This window comes from Bacillus sp. EU63 (genome assembly GCF_038592915.1).
In the GTDB taxonomy this organism is placed as follows: domain Bacteria; phylum Bacillota; class Bacilli; order Bacillales; family Bacillaceae; genus Bacillus; species Bacillus velezensis.
In genome coordinates this window covers 2,126,868-2,147,421 of record NZ_CP151944.1, presented here as the reverse complement: position 1 = coordinate 2,147,421, position 20,554 = coordinate 2,126,868, and the positions used below count along the sequence as shown (strand labels likewise).

25 protein-coding genes and 1 pseudogene are annotated in these 20,554 nt (G+C 45.9%); 21 read left to right on the top strand and 5 right to left on the bottom strand.

Going from position 1 to position 20,554, the window contains the following annotated elements; translation table 11 throughout:
* Positions 1-182 precede the first annotated feature (182 nt).
* The 14 genes from cgeC to NYE38_RS10455 all read left to right on the top strand — a co-directional run bounded on the left by cgeC (position 183) and on the right by NYE38_RS10455 (position 11,908).
* Positions 183-482 carry a spore maturation protein CgeC gene (gene cgeC / locus NYE38_RS10520; protein WP_007407929.1) on the top strand — a complete coding sequence of 100 codons (300 nt, stop codon included), beginning with the start codon at positions 183-185 and terminating at the stop codon, positions 480-482.
* 64 nt (positions 483-546) lie between these two features.
* A complete protein-coding gene (locus NYE38_RS10515; protein ID WP_017417994.1) occupies positions 547-1,818 on the top strand; it encodes a glycosyltransferase family 2 protein in 1,272 nt (423 codons plus the stop codon).
* 38 nt (positions 1,819-1,856) lie between these two features.
* On the top strand, positions 1,857-2,636 hold the full coding sequence (locus NYE38_RS10510) for a GNAT family N-acetyltransferase (RefSeq protein WP_017417993.1): 780 nt from the start codon (positions 1,857-1,859) through the stop codon (positions 2,634-2,636).
* Between the two features lie 78 nt (positions 2,637-2,714).
* On the top strand, positions 2,715-2,861 hold the full coding sequence (locus NYE38_RS10505; protein ID WP_014418145.1) for a YjcZ family sporulation protein: 147 nt from the start codon (positions 2,715-2,717) through the stop codon (positions 2,859-2,861).
* A 137-nt stretch (positions 2,862-2,998) separates the two neighbouring features.
* Positions 2,999-3,445 carry a GyrI-like domain-containing protein gene (locus NYE38_RS10500; RefSeq protein ID WP_017417991.1) on the top strand — a complete coding sequence of 149 codons (447 nt, stop codon included), beginning with the start codon at positions 2,999-3,001 and terminating at the stop codon, positions 3,443-3,445.
* A gap of 246 nt (positions 3,446-3,691) precedes the next feature.
* Positions 3,692-5,023, top strand: coding sequence for an aspartate aminotransferase family protein (locus tag NYE38_RS10495; RefSeq protein ID WP_017417989.1), 1,332 nt, complete (start codon positions 3,692-3,694; stop codon positions 5,021-5,023).
* Between the two features lie 6 nt (positions 5,024-5,029).
* Complete coding sequence (locus tag NYE38_RS10490) at positions 5,030-5,719, top strand: CoA transferase subunit A (RefSeq protein ID WP_017417988.1); 690 nt, start codon at positions 5,030-5,032, stop codon at positions 5,717-5,719.
* Positions 5,704-6,399 carry a 3-oxoacid CoA-transferase subunit B gene (locus NYE38_RS10485; RefSeq protein ID WP_017417987.1) on the top strand — a complete coding sequence of 232 codons (696 nt, stop codon included), beginning with the start codon at positions 5,704-5,706 and terminating at the stop codon, positions 6,397-6,399. The genes NYE38_RS10490 and NYE38_RS10485 overlap by 16 nt, the downstream gene beginning before the upstream one ends.
* Complete coding sequence (locus tag NYE38_RS10480) at positions 6,365-7,672, top strand: peptidase (RefSeq protein ID WP_100262130.1); 1,308 nt, start codon at positions 6,365-6,367, stop codon at positions 7,670-7,672. The genes NYE38_RS10485 and NYE38_RS10480 overlap by 35 nt, the downstream gene beginning before the upstream one ends.
* Positions 7,635-8,507: a putative beta-lysine N-acetyltransferase gene (gene ablB / locus NYE38_RS10475; protein WP_014418140.1), complete on the top strand. Its 873-nt coding sequence runs from the start codon at positions 7,635-7,637 to the stop codon at positions 8,505-8,507. Before NYE38_RS10480 ends, ablB begins: the two co-directional genes overlap by 38 nt.
* Positions 8,504-9,925 (top strand): lysine 2,3-aminomutase, encoded by a 1,422-nt coding sequence (gene ablA / locus NYE38_RS10470; protein ID WP_017417985.1) that lies wholly within the window; start codon positions 8,504-8,506, stop codon positions 9,923-9,925. The genes ablB and ablA overlap by 4 nt, the downstream gene beginning before the upstream one ends.
* On the top strand, positions 9,922-10,200 hold the full coding sequence (locus NYE38_RS10465) for a YokU family protein (protein ID WP_012117773.1): 279 nt from the start codon (positions 9,922-9,924) through the stop codon (positions 10,198-10,200). The genes ablA and NYE38_RS10465 overlap by 4 nt, the downstream gene beginning before the upstream one ends.
* Positions 10,201-10,274: 74 nt before the next feature.
* Positions 10,275-10,499: a YozE family protein gene (locus NYE38_RS10460; RefSeq protein WP_003153684.1), complete on the top strand. Its 225-nt coding sequence runs from the start codon at positions 10,275-10,277 to the stop codon at positions 10,497-10,499.
* A gap of 728 nt (positions 10,500-11,227) precedes the next feature.
* On the top strand, positions 11,228-11,908 hold the full coding sequence (locus NYE38_RS10455; RefSeq protein ID WP_014418138.1) for a hypothetical protein: 681 nt from the start codon (positions 11,228-11,230) through the stop codon (positions 11,906-11,908).
* Here the strand turns inward: NYE38_RS10455 and NYE38_RS10450 are convergent.
* Positions 11,905-12,048 (bottom strand): hypothetical protein, encoded by a 144-nt coding sequence (locus NYE38_RS10450; RefSeq protein ID WP_014418137.1) that lies wholly within the window; start codon positions 12,046-12,048, stop codon positions 11,905-11,907. The two genes, NYE38_RS10455 and NYE38_RS10450, sit on opposite strands and share 4 nt — an antisense overlap.
* 117 nt (positions 12,049-12,165) lie before the next feature.
* Between NYE38_RS10450 and NYE38_RS10445 the strand changes: the two genes are divergently transcribed.
* From NYE38_RS10445 to NYE38_RS10435, 3 genes are all read left to right on the top strand, one after another.
* Positions 12,166-12,339, top strand: coding sequence for a YozD family protein (locus NYE38_RS10445; RefSeq protein WP_003153696.1), 174 nt, complete (start codon positions 12,166-12,168; stop codon positions 12,337-12,339).
* A gap of 73 nt (positions 12,340-12,412) precedes the next feature.
* Positions 12,413-13,024 carry a phosphatase PAP2 family protein gene (locus tag NYE38_RS10440; protein ID WP_017417984.1) on the top strand — a complete coding sequence of 204 codons (612 nt, stop codon included), beginning with the start codon at positions 12,413-12,415 and terminating at the stop codon, positions 13,022-13,024.
* A 59-nt stretch (positions 13,025-13,083) separates the two neighbouring features.
* The gene (locus NYE38_RS10435; RefSeq protein WP_003153700.1) at positions 13,084-13,404 is read left to right on the top strand and encodes a YodL domain-containing protein; all 321 of its coding nucleotides are present in this window, start codon (positions 13,084-13,086) and stop codon (positions 13,402-13,404) included.
* Positions 13,405-13,458: 54 nt separating this feature from the next.
* Here the strand turns inward: NYE38_RS10435 and NYE38_RS10430 are convergent, their stop codons facing one another.
* The gene (locus NYE38_RS10430; protein ID WP_003153701.1) at positions 13,459-13,584 is read right to left on the bottom strand and encodes a hypothetical protein; all 126 of its coding nucleotides are present in this window, start codon (positions 13,582-13,584) and stop codon (positions 13,459-13,461) included.
* Between the two features lie 136 nt (positions 13,585-13,720).
* Between NYE38_RS10430 and deoD the strand changes: the two genes are divergently transcribed.
* Both deoD and NYE38_RS10420 read left to right on the top strand, forming a co-directional pair.
* Positions 13,721-14,419 carry a purine-nucleoside phosphorylase gene (gene deoD / locus NYE38_RS10425; protein WP_003153702.1) on the top strand — a complete coding sequence of 233 codons (699 nt, stop codon included), beginning with the start codon at positions 13,721-13,723 and terminating at the stop codon, positions 14,417-14,419.
* A gap of 83 nt (positions 14,420-14,502) precedes the next feature.
* Positions 14,503-15,321 (top strand): M15 family metallopeptidase, encoded by an 819-nt coding sequence (locus NYE38_RS10420; RefSeq protein WP_017417983.1) that lies wholly within the window; start codon positions 14,503-14,505, stop codon positions 15,319-15,321.
* A 43-nt stretch (positions 15,322-15,364) separates the two neighbouring features.
* Here NYE38_RS10420 and NYE38_RS10415 read toward each other — a convergent pair whose 3' ends face one another.
* Positions 15,365-15,616: a hypothetical protein gene (locus NYE38_RS10415; RefSeq protein ID WP_007612011.1), complete on the bottom strand. Its 252-nt coding sequence runs from the start codon at positions 15,614-15,616 to the stop codon at positions 15,365-15,367.
* A gap of 92 nt (positions 15,617-15,708) precedes the next feature.
* The gene (locus NYE38_RS10410) at positions 15,709-16,410 is read right to left on the bottom strand and encodes a class I SAM-dependent methyltransferase (protein ID WP_017417982.1); all 702 of its coding nucleotides are present in this window, start codon (positions 16,408-16,410) and stop codon (positions 15,709-15,711) included.
* Positions 16,411-16,556: 146 nt separating this feature from the next.
* On the opposite strand from NYE38_RS10410, the gene NYE38_RS10405 reads away from it, so the two are divergent.
* The gene (locus tag NYE38_RS10405) at positions 16,557-17,960 is read left to right on the top strand and encodes a S41 family peptidase (RefSeq protein WP_017417981.1); all 1,404 of its coding nucleotides are present in this window, start codon (positions 16,557-16,559) and stop codon (positions 17,958-17,960) included.
* Positions 17,961-18,020: 60 nt separating this feature from the next.
* On the opposite strand, the gene NYE38_RS10400 is transcribed toward NYE38_RS10405, so the two are convergent.
* Positions 18,021-18,746, bottom strand: a complete 726-nt coding sequence (locus NYE38_RS10400) for a GntR family transcriptional regulator (protein ID WP_014418133.1) — start codon at positions 18,744-18,746, stop codon at positions 18,021-18,023.
* Positions 18,747-18,982: 236 nt separating this feature from the next.
* On the opposite strand from NYE38_RS10400, the pseudogene bglA reads away from it, so the two are divergent.
* Positions 18,983-20,427 (top strand): annotated as a pseudogene (gene bglA, locus NYE38_RS10395) (6-phospho-beta-glucosidase BglA).
* The last annotated feature ends 127 nt before the right edge of the window (positions 20,428-20,554 follow it).

The following is a 20,554-nucleotide window of genomic DNA, read 5'->3' as shown; positions in this document are numbered from 1 at the left end:
AACCTCACGTTTATTCATATTCCTGATTGAAGAGATTGGTATAAGTCGAATGCCGTTTTGCTTGTGTTTTTTTCAATATTTAATCAAACAGCTGAATTTTCGAATCAGGCTTTGTTTGCCTATGCGGATTGTAAGAGAATGACATACGTTGTATAGATTAAAAAATGAAGGAGAGGAATACTTTGGATTCAGAAGAAACTGTAAAACACGGGGGTTTTGAGGAGGAATTTCAGCTCGTACTGCTTCTTCTTCTTTTGTTATCCCGTCAGCCGTCCGGAGATCATTCAGATTTGCGGCGTCAGCTTGTAATGGCAAAAGAGCTTGGGGTTCCTGTATCACGCGTCAATCTGATTAACGGCAGCACACTGCAAAACGTAATTGTCAAAGAAGTGCTGTCAGATTTGGCCGTTTTTCAAAATCCGCTCAATAATACGAGATCAAACGTCGCGATTTCAAGCATCGTCAGCTGGGGTGCTTTTTAATAACGGATATCAGGCTCTGTCTCTTTCGGAGCCGTTTTTTACGTTTTACAGAAGGGGTGATGGGATGGAAAAGAAGATCTCAATTATCTTAACGAGTTACAACAAACCGGATCTTGTGAAACAGGCGATTGAAAGTGTTTTGCATCAGACCTACAGCAATTGGGAGCTGTTTGTGATGGATGATCATTCAAATGAAGAAACTTCGGCTGCCATCAGTACGTATATAAAAGATCCTCGCATATATTATGACAACAGTTTTATCAATCCTGCCGAACGGCTGAAGTCGACCCGGTATGCCGTTTTGATTAATGATGCGCTTTCACGGGCTAAAGGCGAATACATCACTTATTTGACAGACGACACCGTATTTCATCCGGATAGGCTCAGCCGCATGGCGGAAGTTCTTAATCAATGCAGCGGGTTTGATGCCGTCTATTCCAGCCAGAAGGTGATACATGTAAACGGGCGCGGAACAGAACAATTCCACTTCTATCGTTTTGCTGAAGAGGTGCTTGATCAGGCCGCTTTTCTCGTTGATCACTGTTCGGTGATGCACCGGAGATCATTGCTTGAGCGTGTGAAAGAGAAGTTCGGCAGCTTTTGGGACGAAGATGTTATGCATTGGAATCACGGAGACTCTGTTTTTTGGAGCAGGCTCAACACATTTACATCATTTCTGCCGATAAAAGAAGTGTTGGATACGACCTATAAAACACCCCACTCATTTCAGAACACGTATCAATCGCTTCCGTCTGTCCTGATCGACGGGTCCTTTGTAAAGGGGACGGATCAGAAAGTATATCAGCTTGACCGAAATAAAAGGAAGCCTGTAAACGAGCGCTGGCATACGTTATATGAAGGGCGAACCGTCGTCATTCCGGATCCGTTTTTATTTCAATATGAGGAAGAGAACTCCGTCAGTATTCCGAATTTTCAGCTCGTCAGGGATCAGTTTCATGTTTATTTTATAGAAGACGGGGAGAAAAGGCTGGTTGATCATAGCGCATTTCGCTTTTACCGATTTAAACGGCATGACATCCCGGCTTTAGAACGGGACGAAATACAAGCGTTTCCGGACGGTCCGCCGATCAGCCGGGGGACATCGGGCTGTATTCAACATCTGCCCGGGAGAATGCTGTTTCGCATTGAACGGGAATTTTATGTTTATTTGAGAGGGGTTCTCCATCCGATCAGTCATGACGTAGCGAAACGCTTTTTTGCGAATCAGAAGGCGATACCCATTTCCTTTCAGCAAATTAAACAATTACCAATTGGAATGCCGTTCTATCCGGTGTACGATGAAATTATGAGAAATCTCAATATAACAAAAGGTTGAGAGATGCAGTTGGATGTGTAAGGAAAAGGAGAGCTTTTATGACCGATCAATTTGATAAAACCGAGAAGCAGTATATAGAGCTTACTTCCGGCATTCAGAGGTTCGAGCATTTCAGTGTATATACGGACCCTTTTTTGCCGCAGATTTTTTCGCATAACTTTATTCAGCTGCACCATACATTTCCGTTAGACAAACTCCTGCCGTTTTTTTCGTCCGTTCCGGGCATGCTTCAAGCCAATTATATTCATGTGAAAGCGGCTCCGGAGCACACGTTTCCGCTTCTTCTGAAACAAACTCTGGTAAAGCAGGGCTGCGTAGTGGAAGATGAGCTGTTTTTTGCAAGGAAACTGGAAAATGGGGACCTGCAGGCCGGACACCCGCTCACTGCTTGGGGAACGGAAAAAAGCCTCGCCGACGGGTCGTCTATTATGAACATCTATGATGCCCTTTACATTGGCGAGGCGGCGGCCGAACAAAAGCTTGAGCGGAAATATCCTTTGTATAAGGACGGAACGGTTATGCTTGTCGTGTGCTACAGCGATGCCTCACAAACGATTCCGATCGGCTGCGGAGAGCTTTTCATCAACAAAGCAGATAAAACCGCAAAAATAGAAGAAGTCGCAATTCTGGATCAATTCCAACGAAAAGGCTACGGATCGATATTGATGAATGAGCTGATGGCGGCGGCAAAGCTGAACGGCATGGAAACCGTATACCTTGTGACGTCCGGGATGGACGGTGTAAACCGCTTTTATGAAAAACTCGGCTTCAAAAGATTTCGGCGCGTGCATACAATTTTTCATTATTTTCTTACATAGTTGGGCATTCGCATAAACCAATTGGGAGTTGGCCCGCATACAATGCCGTATATCGTAAGAAGAAAGGATGATCTGCGTATGTACGGATACGGATATGGCTACGGCTGCGGCAGTTTTGGCTATGGTTACGGGCACGGCGGCTGCGGAGGCGGAACCAGCACTTTTGTGCTGATTGTGGTATTGTTTATTTTATTAATCATCGTCGGTGCGGCTTTTATTTGTTAGACTGAAAAAAATCCTATAATGAAAATCAGCCTGCAGAGAACATCACTTTCTGCAGGCTTTTTGTTATTTCCATGCTGAAAAATCAGCTTGAAAAACATTTTAATACATATTACCTTTCTGGAGGAGGGGGCGAAAATGTGGACATAACGATTGAAGAATTACCTGAATCAAGAATTGCTTATTTCCGAAACGTCGGAGAGTATGGCGGAAAGCAAAACAAAGAACTGATGGAGTCATTTAAAAACTGGACACAATTGAATGGCCTGCTTGATCATTCTGTCATTTTAGGAATTCCGCAAAATCATCCGAATCGTATTCCTAAAGAGAAATGCCGCTATGATGTTTGTCTTGTTACCAATCAAGACCATGTGCCTGAACCAGCCCGGATCGGTACATTTTCCGGAGGGAAGTACGCTGTTTTCTTGCTTAGTCATACAAAAGAGGAAGTCAGCGGATTTTGGAACACTGTTTTTTCTGAGATCGAAAAAAATAATTTATCAATCAGAGAACAGCCCATTATCGAAAGGTATACTTTACAAAAGGTGAATCATCATTTGTGTGAAATATTGATTCCCATACAGTAAAGAAGACGGGAATTTTCCGCTTTCTGCTTATACTGATTCAGATCAAAAATGATGTGATGATGAGCTGAGCAAAGAATAAAATCAACAATAGGAATAGAATTTCCAGAACGCTCTTCAGGCTGTCGGACATCTCCGGCAGCCTGTTTTACAGAAAGGTATTTTCTGCAAAAAACTTTCTGAAGGATAAGAATGCGGTTATTCATCTGTTCATACAATGAAGCAAATGGGTTTTCGAGGTGGAAAGATATGGGGAGCTATTTAATCAAACCGGAGCTTGACGGGAATTATCCGTCAGTCAGTCATGGAAAGGGATCATATGTGTATGATCAGGAGGGGAACAAGTATCTTGACGGAGCATCGGGGGCGGTCACTTGCAATATCGGCCACGGCACGGAGGATATTATACAAGCTTTAAAAGAGCAGCTTGACTCCGTTTCGTTTGTGTATCGCTCGCAATTCACCAGTACTCCGGCAGAAGAACTGGCTTTATTCCTGGCCGATCATCTGCCGGGCGGGCTGAATTGGTCATTTTTTGTAAACAGCGGCTCAGAGGCAGTCGAAACAGCGATGAAAATAGCCGTTCAATATTGGCAGGAAAAAGGGCAATACCAAAAATCCGTCTTTCTATCAAGATGGGGCAGTTATCACGGTATTACTTTGGGAGCGCTTTCATTATCAGGATTCTACGAACGGAGATACCGCTTCACCCAACTGCTTGAACGGTTTCCGGCCGTTTCAGCGCCTAATATGTATCGTTCTGAGCTGCAGGGAGAGGAATTTGTGAAGGCTGCGGCGGCTGAACTGGAAACGGCTGTTCAGCGGGTCGGTTCCTCATTTATCGCGGGATTTGTCGCAGAACCGATTGTCGGAGCAGCCGGGGCGGCCATCACTCCGCCGGCAGATTATTATGAAGCGCTTGAGGATGTCTGCCGCAGGCACGGTATTTTGTTTATCGCGGATGAAGTCATGACGGGGCTCGGGAGAACAGGGCGGATGCTTGCTTCTGAGCATTGGAGGATCGCACCTGATATCGCGGTGCTCGGAAAAGGGTTAGGCGCCGGTTACGCTCCGATAGCGGCAGCTGTTGCGTCTGATGACATCGTTGAAACGATCAAGCGGGGCTCCGGGGTCATTATGAGCGGACATACGTACAGTGCCAACCCATACTGTGCAAGAGCGGCGCTTGAAGTGCTTCGCTATGTTAAGAAATACGAGCTGCTTCGGCAGTCAGAGGAGAAAGGCGTAATGCTGAAACGGAAATTAGAAGAAATCAAAGAGCGCAGCGGGGTGATTGGGGATGTCCGCGGTAAAGGCCTCCTGATCGGGGTTGAATTCGTTAAGGATAAAACGACGAAGGACGTTTTTTCGAAAAAACAGGCCTTCACCGAAAAAATCATTAAAGCGGCAAAAAAACGGGGCCTGCTTATTTACCCTGCAAAGCCCGGTATTGACAGCGGGGAAGGAGACGCCGTCATCATCGCCCCGCCGTTCACGATTTCATATGCTGAGCTGGATGAGCTGTCAGATCTATTTTCCCAGGCCGCAGAAGAAGTTGAAAAAATGATGAAGAAGGATTGAGCTGATATGTCTATTTTTCATAAAAAAACCGATATTCATGAAGCAATTGCCGATGTCAAGGACGAATCTGTCATCATGTTCGGCGGTTTTGGGGGAGTGGGTTCACCTCCGTCATTAATCGAAGCGATTTTGGAAAGCGGCGTTAAAGAGCTGACCGTCATCTGCAATGATGCCGGATTTCCGGAAATCGGCATCGGCCCGCTTATCGTTCATAAACGGGTAAAAAGGCTGATCGCTTCCCATATCGGCTCAAATCCTGTCGCGGGCAGGCAAATGACTGACGGAGCGCTTGAGGTGGAATTTTCGCCGCAAGGGACGCTTGCTGAACGGATTCGCGCAGGCGGAGCGGGGCTAGGCGGTATTTTAACTGATATCGGCATTGATAACGCAACCGTTTGTGAAAACAAAGAAACCGTAACGATTGACGGAAAGTCCTATTTAGTTGAAAAAGCGCTGACGGCTGATTTCGCTTTTGTGTCCGCACATACTGCTGATGAATTTGGGAATCTGACGTTTGACAAAACGGCGCGCAACATGAACCCTCTGATGGCTGCGGCGGCCGAAAGAACATTTGCTGAGGCTGCAGAGATTGTGCCTGCCGGCGAACTTGACAGCGAGCATATTGTAACGCCGGGCGTTTTCGTGGAGGGTGTCGTGCAAAGTGAAGGAGTGAAGTGGAGATGGGCTTGGGAATAGCGGGAAGAGAGAGTATTGCGAGGCGGGCCGCCAGTGAAGTTACCTCAGGAATGATCGTCAACTTGGGGATCGGCATTCCTTCTTTAGTGCCGAATTTTCTGCCGGACGGCATGGAGGTAATGCTGCAGGCGGAAAACGGCGTCCTGGGGATCGGCGGAAGTCCGGAGCGCGGAGAAGAGGATGAGCTTTTATGCAATGCGGCCGGATTTCCTGTCAGTACAGTTAAGGGTGCTTCCTATTTTGATTCAGCTCTGTCTTTTGCCATGATCAGAAAAGGGCTGATAGATATTACCATTTTAGGCGCGCTCCAAGTCAGCAGGACAGGTGATCTCGCCAATTGGCTCGTGCCGGGGAAAAAAGTGCCCGGAATGGGCGGGGCGATGGAGCTTGCCCAAGGCGCGAAAAAAGTGGTTGTCGTCATGAGCCACACCGATCAGAAAGGCCGGCCGAAGCTGGTCGAAAGCTGTTCGTTGCCGCTTACAGCAGCGAGCTGTGCAGATCTCATCATTACAGAGAAAGCCGTCATCAGCATAGATGATGGGGCTTTTGTTCTTGAGGAACTGCTGAATGGCACGACCATAGACGATGTCATTCAAACAACGGATGCCGAAATCAGATTGGGAGAATGTTTTCTTAAAAGGGGGTCTGTCCATGGATCAATTAGAAAAGAAAGTCACTGAGTGGGCGGAAGAAAACACAGCAAAAGCGGTAAGCTTGCTGAAACGGCTGATCGGGGAAAAAAGCACGTTCGGCCATGAATTTAACGCACAGGCAGTCGTTTTAGAAAAACTGAGACAGTTTGACATGGATATTGATGTATGGGAGCCGAGTGTCAAACATTTGAAAGAGCATCCTTATTTTGTATCGGAACGCGAAAATTTCCATGAAAGCCCGAATATCACAGCCGTAAAAAAAGGGGCCGGGGGCGGAAGATCACTGATACTGAACGGACATATTGATGTTGTCCCGGAAGGAAATCCCGCCGCATGGACGTATGAACCGTTTACCGCTGTTGAAAAAGACGGCAAAGTTTACGGCCGCGGTTCAACGGATATGAAGGGCGGCAATACAGCCCTCTTGTTTGCGTTAGAAGCGCTTGAAGCCTGCGGGATTACGTTAAAAGGAGATGTTCTGTTTCAAAGTGTCGTAGATGAAGAGTGCGGCGGCGCGGGAACGCTGTCGGCTGTTATGAGGGGCTACAAGGCTGACGGGGCGCTTATTCCGGAACCGACTAATTTAAAGCTGTTTGTTAAGCAGCAAGGATCTATGTGGTTCCGCATTACGGTAAGAGGATTGTCCGCACACGGCGGCACCCGCTATGAAGGGGTGAGCGCCATTGAAAAAAGCCTGCATGTCATCACAGCCCTTAAAGAGCTTGAACACGTCCGCAACGCCCGTATCACAGACCCGCTTTATCGGGACGTTCCGATTCCGGTTCCCATTAATATCGGCACCGTCCAAGGGGGAACGTGGCCATCATCGGTAGCTGACCGTGTGGTGATAGAAGGCAGGTGCGGAATAGCGCCGAATGAAACGCCGGAAGCAGTAAAAGAAGAATTGGCAAGCTGGCTGAAAGATTTGGAGTACCGGGATGAATGGTTTAAACACCACCCGGCGGAAATAGAATGGTTTGGGGCTCAGTGGCTTCCGAATGATCTCCCGGATGAGCATCCGCTGATTTCCGCTCTGGAATCTTCTTTTGAGAAAATGAAAGGGGCAAAACCGGTTCGTGAAGCGTCCCCGTGGGGAACGGACGGAGGGCTTTTGCAGCACGCGGGACAGACGCCGGTCATCGTCTTCGGTCCGGGAGAAGTCAAGGCGGCGCATCAGGCGAATGAATACATTGAAATCCGGGCGTTAATCGATGCCGTCAAAATCATTTCTCTTTTTATGATGGAATGGTGCGGGGTGGCAGATGGGGGTGACGGAGCTGATAAAGGAACTGAGGGCTGAAAAGGGGGCGGCTGAGATTGATGCAGACCGTTTCAATGAGCGGCTCAGAGTCATTCGTTATGACGGGCAGATTACGGCGCTTATTCCGGCCGTTTTGGCAGAAGCAAAGCAAGAAGGAGCCCAAAAGGTAATTTTCTTTGCTAAGCGCGGCGATGAGCCGGAATTTGTCAAGCATCTTTTTATTGTTGAGGGTGTCATAGACGGGTATTACAACGGGCATGAGGCTGTTGTGATGGTGCGCTATTTATCAGAGGAACGGAGACGGTCAGATTCATATGTATCAGAAGATTCGACTGTTGACCGTTTATATGAGACACCGCAGCGGGGACTGACTCAGACTGAAAGCGCGCTAATGTTCAGAAAAGCGGACGAAGATGATGCAGACCGCTTATCGCACTTATATAAACATGTTTTTCTTACCTATCCGACTCCTGTCTTTAATCCCCTTTATATTAAAAAAACAATGAGAGAAAACACCATCTATTATGCCGCATTTGATCAGGATCGTCTCATTGGGGCGGCAAGCGCAGATATCAATCCGGTATTGGGGCACGCTGAAATGACCGATTGCGCGGTTCTGTCAGATTACAGGGGGAACTCCGTAACAGCACACTTGTTTAAAGCGTTGGAGCAGGAACTCGCTGGCCGGGGAATCATTCATCTTTTTTCCTTGGCCCGTGCAGCGTCTTACGGGATGAATGCCGTTTTGTACCATGCGGGATACGGCTACAGAGGCAGGCTTGTGAACAACTGCCGCATTTCAGAAGGGCTCGAAAATATGAATATATGGTGCAAGACTTTACGTTTGGCCATTCATAAGGAGGAATTCGTTTGACAAACAAATGGTTTCAGCCAAAGCGTCATTGGAAGGAGATTGAATTGTGGAAAGATGTGCCGGAAGAAAAGTGGAATGATTGGCTGTGGCAGCTCACCCATACTGTAAGAACCGTCGATGACCTGAAAAAAGTCATTCATTTGACCGAAGAGGAAGAAGAAGGCGTCAGGATGTCTGTAAAAACCATTCCCCTGAACATTACGCCTTATTATGCTTCTTTAATGGATCCCGATAACCCGAGATGTCCGATCCGCATGCAGTCCGTGCCGCTGTCAGAAGAAATGCACAAAACGAAATATGACCTTGAAGATCCGCTGTTTGAAGATGAAGATTCACCGGTTCCCGGTCTTACGCACCGCTATCCCGACCGCGTTCTTTTTCTGGTGACAAATCAATGCTCGATGTATTGCCGATACTGCACAAGAAGGCGTTTTTCCGGACAGATCGGAATGGGGGTGCCGAAAAAACAGCTTGATGCGGCAATCGCTTACATCCGGGAAACGCCGGAAATCCGTGACTGCCTGATTTCCGGCGGAGACGGGCTTTTAATCAACGATCAGATTCTGGAATATATTTTGAAAAACCTGCGTGACATTCCCCACCTTGAAATTATCCGGATCGGAACGAGAGCGCCCGTCGTATTTCCGCAGCGGATAACGGATAACCTTTGTCAGATTTTGAAAAAATATCATCCGGTCTGGCTGAACACTCATTTTAATACGAGCATCGAACTGACGGAAGAATCGGTTGCGGCGTGTGAAAAGCTCGTTAACGCAGGTGTTCCGGTCGGTAACCAGGCCGTTATTTTAGCAGGCATTAACGATTCGGTGCCGATTATGAAAAAACTCATGCATGATTTAGTGAAAATCCGCGTGCGTCCGTATTATATTTACCAATGTGATTTGTCAGAGGGAATCGGCCATTTCAGAGCGCCTGTGTCGAAAGGGCTGGAAATCATTGAAGGACTGAGGGGCCACACAACGGGCTTTGCCGTGCCGACCTTTGTCGTCGACGCCCCGGGCGGAGGCGGTAAAATCGCCCTGCAGCCGAACTACTTGCTCTCCCAAAGTCCGGAGAAAGTTGTGATCAGAAACTTCGAAGGGGTGATTACATCTTATCCCGAGCCGGAAAACTATATCCCGAATCAAGCCGACGACTATTTTGAATCTGTTTTTCCGGGAACGATGGCCAAACAAGAGCCGGTCGGACTGAGCGCCATTTTCGCGGACAAAGAGGTTTCGTTCACACCGGAAAATGTATCGAGGATCGACAGGAGGAAAACGTTTACATCAAACCCTGATCATGAAACGCTGAAAGACCGCAGGGAAAAGAGAGATGAATTGAAAGAAAAGAAATTTATTGCACAGCAAAAGAAAGAGCAAAAAGCAGGATCGGAAGTCGGAGGTGAATCGCCGTGAAGCCATGCGAGTGGTGCGGCAATCAGAAGGCGTCAGCTTGTCAGGCGGCTGTGTACTGGGAGCTTCCTGACGGTACGAGGGCCATAGAAATTACAGAAACACCTGCATTCGCCTGTTCCTCCTGCGGTATGACTTATCAGGAGGAAGCGGTCATAGCAGAAATCGAAAATCAGCTCTTTTTAGTCAATGCAAAAAAATTACCGGAAACACTCACATATCAAGAGCTGATGGAGACAGAACGGATCTTGAAACGGAATTATTTTGACTTCTCCTAGTCTTCTTTTGTTGTAATTTCACACTTGAATTGTATAATAGTACAACAAAAGACAGTCATCAGGAGGGGAAACCCATGAAATCCTTTTATCACTATTTGATGAAATACAGGCATCCCAAACCGCAGGACGCAATCAGCCGGTTTGCGAATCAGGCATACGAAGATCACGGCTTTCCGAAAACGTCAAGCGATTATCACGAGCTCAGTTCTTATTTAGAACTGAGCGCCGACTATTTAGAAACGATGGCGACATTTGATGAAGCTTGGGAAAAATATGAGACCGAGGTGCATCACGCCTGACGAAAAACCGCACATTGTGCGGTTTTTTTCTGTTGAAATCACTCGCTTATGAGGTGCCGTATGATCAAATCCCGCAACGCCGTCCGTTTTGATCAGCACGTAAACAAATCTTCCTGACGGCACGTATCTTAAGGCAGTAGAATGTATAGCTGCAGAGTTCACCGGATCAGGCCTGCTGCCGGTGGGGTCCCGTGTAAGGAGCCTCTTTTCACGGAGAAATAATCAAACATTTAAATGAAGTGATTAGGTAAGACTGATGAGCCACTGACGTTTGGACGGAAAAGGGATTTTATGTGACAAGGTTGAAGCGGATTGAAGTTGTGCCTTCATTGAAAGCCGAAATGAGTTTGGTTCTTCATGATACACAAGCCATTGCAAATATGCAGCCGGAATGGGAGTTCCATACTCCTACGAATCTTGAACATCACGGCGGTGTGTCAACATGCCTTCGGGCCGGGTATTTTCCTTTGCGTCATAGAGAAAAAAACAAAAACTCATAAAAAATAGAAGCTTTTTGTCTCAGCATTGTTACTGCTCATTCGATCGAGAGCGGAATGTCATCGGACGCTTCTGTTTACGATAAGTGAAAAAACGCACAAGCATGTTGCGGTTTTTGACATTTTGAACAGGTGCAGAAATAGATATTTCCTGTGGTTTTCATGCCCATGCGAAATTATGGCGGCCGGCATACGATAGCGTATGACAGTCCGCGGCAAGGGGGAGACAGCATGAAGCCAGATAAACCGAAATTTCAAGTGGGAGACATCGTGGTCGTCGTGATGTACGGAACCGTCGGCACCATTACGAAGGTTCATCAAATTGATAAACATTATCTTTACGAAGTCAATCATAATGAAGTGCTTTATTTTGAATCGTCCATCCAGCTTTATAAAGATTATGAGGGCGTGATCGTCGATATGGAGAAATTGGATATTGAATATGAATTTCTGATCGGCGACGTCGTATATGTAAAGGACTACGGAAAGGAATTATTCCGTGTCATCGGCCACAGAACTGAAATATGGAGATATTTAGAGGATGGCTGGGAGGATATTATTTATGAGCTGACTCGGCTGAAAGACGGAGAGTGGCTTGAAACGGAGGAAGAGGATCTCACGCTGGTTCTGAGAAAATATGAAATGGATCAGTTTGTGCATCAGCTGCTGTTTGTCCACTATGTTGGGGAAGCATCTCATGAGATCGGCGAGGATACCGTCGCGTCTGCTCTTCTTCAGTTTGAAGGCGATGCTGATGATCCCGATACCCTGCATGTGCTGGCGGTATCGATTGTAGATGAGCTGCTTGATATTTATAACGATTATAAGATTCTTTATCATTTGTTCGGTGACGAAGAATATAAAGATATGATGAATTTTGTGTTGGAAAGCCTGCGGGAGCATTTCAGCTAGCCGGCAAAAAAACGGACGGTGACATATAAAAACCAGGGCAGACAGCCGGCAAAGATTACAAACGACATTCCTTTCAGCACTTTTTCCAATACGATATCAAATCCATCTCCGTCCAAAAAAGCCATCATTTTCGTCATCATCTTTTCTCCCTCCGGGGCTTGTTTTTTAAAAGTATATGAGCGGACAAAACGTTTAGAACTTTCGGGTATAATTTGAACGGTTTTTTCATAAAACATAAAAAAGGAGGCGGTGTTTGCATGAAAGAAATAGATCTTGTGATTGACACAGAAGAAATAGCTGATTATTTTTACAGTCAGCTTGCTATGCGCGGGTACATACCGAGTGAAGAGGAAATCTTCGAAATAGCCGACATCACCTTTGATTATTTATTAGAAAAATGTATGATAGACGAAGAGCTTGATGAAGACTGAAACTGCGGAACCGAAGTGAAAAAGCTTCGGTTTTTTCAATCGGCTCGGGAGAATGAAACATGGGGGGAAAACGTTGTACAAGCCAGCAAGTCTTTTCGCATTGTTTATTCTGCTCGCAGCAGCGATCCGGATAGAAGCCGTCCGGGCTTTTGATGAGCGTGTGATAGAAGCGGCTGTCAGGATCAGGGCTGCCTGGCTGAATGAATTGATGTTATGGATAACGGAGCTCGGCACGACCGCGGTGCTTTTACCGCTTCTTCTTTTGACAGGCGCGGCTCTGTATATGTACAAAAAAACGCCGGATGTTGTTTTTTTGCCGCTTCTCTTTCTCATTGAACGGATTGTAAACATAAAAATAAAAGAATTGATTGAAAGAGCCAGACCCGCTTTTGAACCGCTCGTCCATGAAACCTCATACAGTTTTCCGAGCGGCCACTCCATGAATTCGGCAGTGATGTATCCCGTCATCGCTTACTTTTTGATTAAGCATGTTCCGTTTTTTACGAAAAGAAAACGGGCCGTCACCGTCTTTACCGGAGTTCTCGTCATTCTGATCGGACTCAGCAGAATTTATTTAGGCGCGCATTTTCCGACGGATGTCCTTGCCGGATTCAGTCTCGGACTTTGCCTCGTTTCGCTTTTTGCGCTCTTTGACGAAAAGTATCATCCGTTTCGACAAAAATAGAGACAGGAAAAATGAGAAAAAACGCTAATACTATTAAGAAATAAGAGGGAGGGATCTTGATGCTGTTATCGCTGCCCGTGTTTAAAAAAAAGACTTGCGCCTATGATGTGACGATTTTTCAAACACCCCGCTACGGCGAGAAAAAGGGATACAGGGTCGTCTATCGGACAGAGCTGGCCGCTGACAATCATCAAGACGCACTGGAAAGGGCATTTTCTGTTTTTAATGTGCCTGATACGGTCCCAAACGACTATCAAGCCAGATTCATAGCGACCGGAGATGTCATACTCATAGACGAAGGAAGAAAAGGAAAGACCTATTACAGGCTTAACCCTGCGGGATGGAGCAAAATTAACCGGCTGCTCGTCCAGCCGAGGTAAGACGGGGCCGGCTGAATCTTCAGCCGGCTTCCGTATTGTCTGGGAAAGACAGTGTTAAGGCTTCCGTTTAGCGGCGGAATGCTCTTTTCCATGCGCTTCATCAGCTGCAATGACGTCTGAAACGGGCACATGATTGTTTTTTTTCTGGCCGGTCACCCGGTTGCGCTGTTTTTTGCCCATTATGTTCACTCCTTTTTCTTTAGGCTTGTCATCCCGCATATTCTGCCCAAGATCGCCCTGATCATGCTGATGATTGTCTCTTACCGTTATTCAGTGTACAATGGGTGGGAGTTTGAATAGGCAGGAGGAAAAGGAAATGAGTGTACATATAAACGCAGAAAAAGGCCAAATTGCGGATACAGTGCTTTTGCCGGGAGATCCGCTCCGAGCGAAATTTATTGCGGAAACTTATCTTGAAAATGTGGAATGCTATAATGAAGTCAGAGGAATGTACGGATTTACGGGTACATATAACGGCAAAAAAGTATCAGTCCAAGGCACAGGCATGGGTGTTCCGTCTATCTCTATTTATGTGAATGAACTGATTCAAAGCTATGATGTTCAAAACTTAATCAGAGTCGGCTCATGCGGAGCCATCCGTAATGACGTGAAGGTGCGTGACGTGATTTTGGCTATGACGTCTTCAACGGATTCACAGATGAACCGTGTCGCCTTCGGCAGTGTAGATTATGCTCCTTGCGCAGACTTCGAACTGCTTCATAAAGCGTACCAGGAAGCGCAAAAAAACAATCTTCCCGTAGCGGTCGGGAGCGTATTCACCGCCGATCAGTTTTACAATGAAGACTCCCAAATCGAAAAGCTTGCCAGATACGGCGTGCTCGGCGTAGAGATGGAAACGACTGCTTTATATACGCTTGCCGCTAAATACGGCAAAAAAGCGCTGTCTATCCTGACTGTAAGCGATCACGTATTAACGGGAGAAGAAACAACGGCAGAAGAGCGTCAAACGACTTTTCATGATATGATTAAACTGGCGCTGCATACTGTATCGTAAACTTGAGATGAGGGTTATGCTGATTAAAGCAGCCCTCTTCTTTATGCATCGCCCTGATTCAAAAAAAGAAAGGTAAGGGTAAAATGAAGAAATCCACTAAATGGTTCTCGCTCGCTGCCGCTCTCAGCGTAACCGCAATCGTGGGAACCGGCTGCAGCATTTCAGGCGGCGACAGCCACAAGGACACAAAAACAGCAGCTGAAACAAAACAATCCGATGACACATCAAGCAAAAAAACAACGAAGACAGAAAACAGCGATTTTGTATTGGAGAGCAAATATTTTAATGATGTTAAAGAAGTGAACGGGCTTGAGACCATTCAAAACCCGACAAATACACTTGCGCTCGTGAATAAGACATACACGCTGCCGGGAGATTATAAACCGAATGATCTCGTGATCCCGAAAGTCGAATTTTCTTTTACTGAGAAAATCGAGAAACGATATATCCGCAAACCTGCCGCCGATGCTTTGGCGGAACTATTCAGCGCCGGGAAAAAAGAAGGTTATGACCTGGTTGCCGTTTCAGGATACCGCTCTTATGACAGACAGAAAGTTATTTTCGATAATGAAGTCAGTCTGAAAGGTGAAAAAAAGGCGAAAGAAGCCGTCGCATATCCGGGGCAAAGCGAACACCAGACGGGGCTTGCCATGGACATTTCCAGCAAAAGCAACGGATATGAGCTGAATGAAGCGTTCGGAAACACGGCGGACGGCAAATGGGTGAAAGACCATGCGTATGAATACGGCTTTATCATCCGCTATCCTAAAGGCAAAGAAAATGTCACAAAGTATGAGTATGAACCATGGCATTTACGCTATGTAGGCAAAAAAGCGGCAAAAGCCATCCATGACCATCAATTAACGCTTGAAGAATATTTTAATGAAGTAAAGAAAGTGTAATGAGAAGAAGCCCGCTTGAAAAATAGAAAGCGGGCTTTCTTTATTACCAGAAGAGTAAACCTCCAAGCGCAAATCCGGTAATTAAACCAAGGCCGATACCGTAGGCTGCTCCCCAGCCTCCCCAGCCTCCCCAATAGCCGAACCCGTATCCTCTGTGACGGCCGCCGACAGGGGCGATATACACTTTGCTGTTAGTCACCCGTACGATTCTTCCGACGTGGACTCTGCCGTTTCGTTCTGTAATTCTTGCTACTTTTCCCTGGTGCTGCCGGCAAAGATGATAATAGTTTTGCATCTTTTCTCCTCCTATCCAACCTATCTTTCTATGTCAGCTTATGATAGAGTGCGGTAAAAAGGTTGGACGAAAACAGGAGGACAATCGCCGTTTTACTTGTAAGCGACAAAAGCGCAGTGTCCCATATATTCACGGTACGTCTGCATAAGCTCGTAATGAGCCGTCAGCGTATCGTAGTGAACCGGCTGAATAACGGGCGATAAATCCATTTCTGTAGTCGGCTCCTGCGCATTGTTTTCATAGACAGCGGGAATGAAATCCGCTTTCTGAAAGCCTTGCTGAAGCAATCTCTGTTTCCATGCCGTTTCATCCTGCAATACGGTAAAACCGTAGAAGTCTTTTATCTGCGTGATGGCGTTTTCCGGCATGGGCTTTTGTAAAGCAGCTTCAATGCCGATCAGCATACCCCCGGGTTTAAGGACCCGCAGGATTTCAGACAGCGATGAATCAAGATTTGAAAAGGTGAGAACTGATTCGGAAAGAACGGCGGAAAATTGATTTTCAGCAAACGGAAGCCGCTCAAGCTCCGCCAAATAGCCCGGAATGGTTAAGCCTTCAGCGGCAAATCGTTTTGCTGCTTTTTCAAGCATAAGGGGGTCCTTATCAACACAGGTGACGGGATACAGCAGGTGGCCGAGATAAGCGGCCGTCTGTCCCGTTCCGCAGCCGGCGTCAAGAATCGGTTCGCCAGGAGGAGGAGCCGCTTTTGTGAGAACGGCTTTGGAAAAAGCGAGTCCGCCGGGGTGAGCCCCTCCGACTCCGAATAAGGACAGCATATCTAAATATTTGCTCAAAGGCCGAATCCTCCTTTTTTCCTCAGCATATGTTGAGAGAAAAGCATAGGTTTGGGTAAACGGGAAAGAAGGGCGCCTCACGTTTGAAGTTGACGAATGAGCGTTCGTCTATGATAATAATGTAAGAATAAAAAGGTGGTGTTTTCTTGAAGCGGCAATTTAAACTGTTTTTTATTATATTGATCACCGCGGTCGCAGCCTCGGCGCTTACGCTGTTTATCACGGGCAATACGACCATTTTCGGACAAGGCTCGGCTGCTTTGACGAACAGCAAATTTGAGAAATTCAATAAAGCCTACGAGCAGATTAAAAGTGATTACTATCAAAAAACAGATGACAGCAAATTAGTAGACGGAGCGATAAAAGGCATGATCAGTTCCCTGGATGATCCATATTCTTCTTATATGGACCCGCAGGAAGGAAAGTCTTTTGAAGAAACAATTTCCGCTTCGTTTGAAGGCATCGGCGCACAAGTGGAAGAAAAGGACGGCAGCATCCTGATCGTATCGCCGATTAAAGGGTCACCCGCGGAAAAAGCGGGGGTTAAACCGAATGACCAGATCTTGAAGGTCAACGGCAAAAGCGTTAAAGGCCTTAATGTAAACGAAGCCGTCGCATTAATCCGCGGCAAAAAGGGAACAAACGTCAAGCTCGTGCTGCACAGAGCGGGTGTCGGCGATCTGAACCTGTCGATCAAACGTGACACCATCCCGGTTGAAACGGTGTACTCTGAAATGAAAAAAGGAGACATCGGCGAAATCCAAATCACATCCTTCTCCGAATCGACGGCAAAAGAGCTGAATTCAGCCATTGACAGCCTCGAAAAACAAGGAGCGAAAGGATACATTCTCGATTTAAGGGGCAACCCGGGCGGACTGATGGATGAAGCCATCAAAATGAGCAACATGTTTATCGATAAAGGGAAAAATATCATGCAGGTCGAATACAAAGACGGCACGAAAGAGGTCATGAAAGCGACGAAAGAGCGCAAAGTGACAAAACCGACAGTCGTCCTCGTCAATGACGGCACCGCGAGCGCCGCGGAAATCATGTCGGCTGCGCTGCATGAATCATCGGGCATTCCGCTGATCGGCGAGAAAACGTTCGGAAAAGGAACCGTGCAGACGGCAAAAGATTACAGCGACGGTTCTACCGTTAAACTGACAATCGCTAAATGGCTGACAGCGGACGGAGAGTGGATTCATAAAAAAGGCATCAAACCGCAATATCAGGTTAAGCTTCCTGAATATGCGAACCTGCCGTATTTAGATGCGAAAAAAACATACAAATACGGGGATTCCGGAGCCACCGTCACCAATGCGCAAAAAATGATGAAAGCGCTGGGGTACAGCGTGAAAGTAAACGGCACGTATGATAAAGCATTTGAACAAGCCGTTAAACAATTCCAAGCAAAAGAGAAACTGAAACAAACAGGCATTGTAACGGGAGACACAACGGCAAAATTGATGACGGATCTGCAAAAACAGCTTGCGGACAACGATACACAAATGAAAAAAGCCGTTGAAACATTAAATAAGAATATGAAATAGTAAAAAACACCCGATGCGTCGCTCGCGCATTGGGTGTTTTTTGTTTGCGAAAAGCCCGTCTTATGTCGTTTCCTGTTCAAAAAGGTGGCTGTTCGCCTGAATGAAAAACTGTGATTGCTCATAGTGATAGGTGACTTTTGAGTAGTCAAACGGCTGGCCGTTGGTTAAATGAAAAATCGTTTCAACGCAAAGCTTAGGCGCTCCTGTAAACAGACCTAAGTACTCCGCTTCTTCCTCATTTAACATCCCCGCGTACAGATATAAATCTGAAAAACCGCGCTTTAACCCGAGACCTTCTCTAATATAATCAAATATTGATTCTGCCACGATCTCTTTATTCAAATACGTAATAATCGATTTGTTGTAAAATGACTCTTCGATACACAATGTCAGCCCGTCAATATATCTGATTCGCTTAACATAATACACGTCGCCGTCAGGCGGCATATTCAGATTTTGGGCAGCCTCAGGCGTGGGTTTTCTCACTTCCAGAGCTAATAATTTGGAAGTGACATTAAAATCTTCAAGTGATTCTTTAAATCCCTGATTAGAAAGCAGACTGATATACCCTTTTCTTTTATTCCGTCTGACAAAAATGCCGCTTCCCCTCACTTGAAACACAATCCCCTTTTTTTCTAATAAATCCAAGGACTTGGTGATCGTGCTTTTGCTCACGTTAAACCGGGTCATTAAGGTTTGCAGCACAGGCAGTTTATCCCCTTGCTGCAGCTGATGTTCTTCTATGTATTTTTCAATATCTATCGCGATTTGCTGGTATTTTAACATATACATTCCTCATTCATTTATTGTCCCGCTTCTTTCAGAATTATAGCATAATCGTTTTTAAAAGCCATTTCGTAAATTAACTATAATTGTTTATGCATTGATAAATTATACCGGTACAATTATAATGTAAACGTATAATATGAAAATAAAGGCAGGAATTCTTCTACACTATCGAAGCGGATGCAGTGCATTTATTCGGCTTGCAAGCGGCAGTCAAATAAAGGAGGATATAAACGATGGGGACATTGCCAAAAGATTTTTTATGGGGAGGCGCTCTCGCCGCCCACCAATTTGAAGGGGGATGGAATAAAGGCGGCAAGGGGCCGAGTGTAGTGGACGTCATGACGGCAGGCGCGCATGGTGTGCCCCGGAAAATAACAGATACAATTGAAGAGCGGGAATTTTATCCGAATCATGAAGCGATCGATTTTTATCATCGTTATAAAGAGGACATCGCATTATTCAGCGAGCTGGGTCTGAAATGTTTAAGAACGTCCATCGGCTGGAGCAGAATTTTTCCTAAAGGTGATGAAGCGGAGCCCAATGAGGAAGGATTGGCTTTTTACGACCGGGTGTTTGATGAATTGCTGAAACATGGGATTGAACCGGTAATCACGCTGTCACATTTTGAGATGCCGCTGCATTTGGCGAGGGAATACGGCGGTTTCAGAAACAGAAAAACAGTCGGATTTTTTGTGAAATTCGCTGAAGTGTGTTTTGAACGCTATAAACATAAGGTGAAGTATTGGATGACGTTTAACGAAATCAATAATAAGATGGATGTGAATAATCCGATCTTTTTATGGACGAACTCGGGCGTCGCCGTCAAAGAAAACGAAAACGCAAAAGAAGTCATGTATCAGGCCGGCCATCACACGAACTGCTGGCAAGCGCATTGGCTGTTTCGAAGGGAAGAGAAATCAATCCCGAGTTCAGGATCGGCGCGATGGTATCACATGTTCCGATTTACCCGTACTCATCTCACCCCGATGATGTGATGCTGGCTGAAGAAACGATGAGACAGCGTTTTTTCTTCCCGGACGTGCAGGTTCGCGGATATTATCCAAGCTATGCGTTAAAAGAATTTGAAAGAGAAGGCTATCAGATACACTTTGAAGACGGTGATGAAGAGATTTTGAAAAACGGCCGGGTGGACTACCTCGGATTCAGCTATTACATGTCTACAACCGTAAAAAGTGATGTATCAAACGATAATACCGGAGATGTCGTAAACGGAGGATTGCCAAACGGCGTGGAAAATCCTTATATTACAGCGAGTGATTGGGGCTGGGCGATTGACCCGACCGGTTTACGGTACACATTAAACCGCTTATACGACCGCTACCAGATTCCATTATTTATCGTGGAAAACGGATTTGGCGCCATTGACACATTAGAAGAGGACGGTTCAATTCATGACACTTCAAGAATTGAATATTTATCGTCACATATAAAAGCTTTGAAAAAAGCAATTACATATGATGGTGTGGATGTAATGGGCTATACACCATGGGGAATTATTGATATCGTGTCATTTACAACCGGAGAAATGAAAAAACGCTACGGCATGATTTATGTTGATCGGGATAATGAAGGCAACGGTTCAATGAGGCGGCTTAAGAAAGACTCATTTGAATGGTATAAAAAAGTGATTGAAACAAACGGCTCATATGTATCCTAAAGGTGTAAAAAGGGAAGGCTTCACCGTTGTGTGAAGCCGGCTTTTTATCAGTAATTTTGAAAGCGTATTCATTCAAGCGGGAAGGAGGTGACTGTCCGGCTTTTCATTTAGGATCGCTTATAAAAAT

Bases quoted from the DNA above. Each gene is read 5' to 3' on its own strand.
- NYE38_RS10420 (WP_017417983.1), top strand. From the start codon at position 14,503: ATGAAGAAATCCACTAAATGGTTCTCGCTCGCTGCCGCTCTCAGCGTA.
- NYE38_RS10455 (WP_014418138.1), top strand. From the start codon at position 11,228: ATGAAGCCAGATAAACCGAAATTTCAAGTGGGAGACATCGTGGTCGTC.
- NYE38_RS10490 (WP_017417988.1), top strand. From the start codon at position 5,030: ATGTCTATTTTTCATAAAAAAACCGATATTCATGAAGCAATTGCCGAT.
- NYE38_RS10515 (WP_017417994.1), top strand. From the start codon at position 547: ATGGAAAAGAAGATCTCAATTATCTTAACGAGTTACAACAAACCGGAT.
- NYE38_RS10450 (WP_014418137.1), bottom strand. From the start codon at position 12,048: ATGATGACGAAAATGATGGCTTTTTTGGACGGAGATGGATTTGATATC.
- NYE38_RS10505 (WP_014418145.1), top strand. From the start codon at position 2,715: ATGTACGGATACGGATATGGCTACGGCTGCGGCAGTTTTGGCTATGGT.
- NYE38_RS10495 (WP_017417989.1), top strand. From the start codon at position 3,692: ATGGGGAGCTATTTAATCAAACCGGAGCTTGACGGGAATTATCCGTCA.
- NYE38_RS10460 (WP_003153684.1), top strand. From the start codon at position 10,275: ATGAAATCCTTTTATCACTATTTGATGAAATACAGGCATCCCAAACCG.
- ablB (WP_014418140.1), top strand. From the start codon at position 7,635: ATGGGGGTGACGGAGCTGATAAAGGAACTGAGGGCTGAAAAGGGGGCG.
- NYE38_RS10445 (WP_003153696.1), top strand. From the start codon at position 12,166: ATGAAAGAAATAGATCTTGTGATTGACACAGAAGAAATAGCTGATTAT.
- NYE38_RS10485 (WP_017417987.1), top strand. From the start codon at position 5,704: ATGGGCTTGGGAATAGCGGGAAGAGAGAGTATTGCGAGGCGGGCCGCC.
- deoD (WP_003153702.1), top strand. From the start codon at position 13,721: ATGAGTGTACATATAAACGCAGAAAAAGGCCAAATTGCGGATACAGTG.
- NYE38_RS10510 (WP_017417993.1), top strand. From the start codon at position 1,857: ATGACCGATCAATTTGATAAAACCGAGAAGCAGTATATAGAGCTTACT.
- NYE38_RS10430 (WP_003153701.1), bottom strand. From the start codon at position 13,584: ATGGGCAAAAAACAGCGCAACCGGGTGACCGGCCAGAAAAAAAACAAT.
- NYE38_RS10400 (WP_014418133.1), bottom strand. From the start codon at position 18,746: ATGTTAAAATACCAGCAAATCGCGATAGATATTGAAAAATACATAGAA.
- NYE38_RS10435 (WP_003153700.1), top strand. From the start codon at position 13,084: ATGCTGTTATCGCTGCCCGTGTTTAAAAAAAAGACTTGCGCCTATGAT.
- NYE38_RS10415 (WP_007612011.1), bottom strand. From the start codon at position 15,616: ATGCAAAACTATTATCATCTTTGCCGGCAGCACCAGGGAAAAGTAGCA.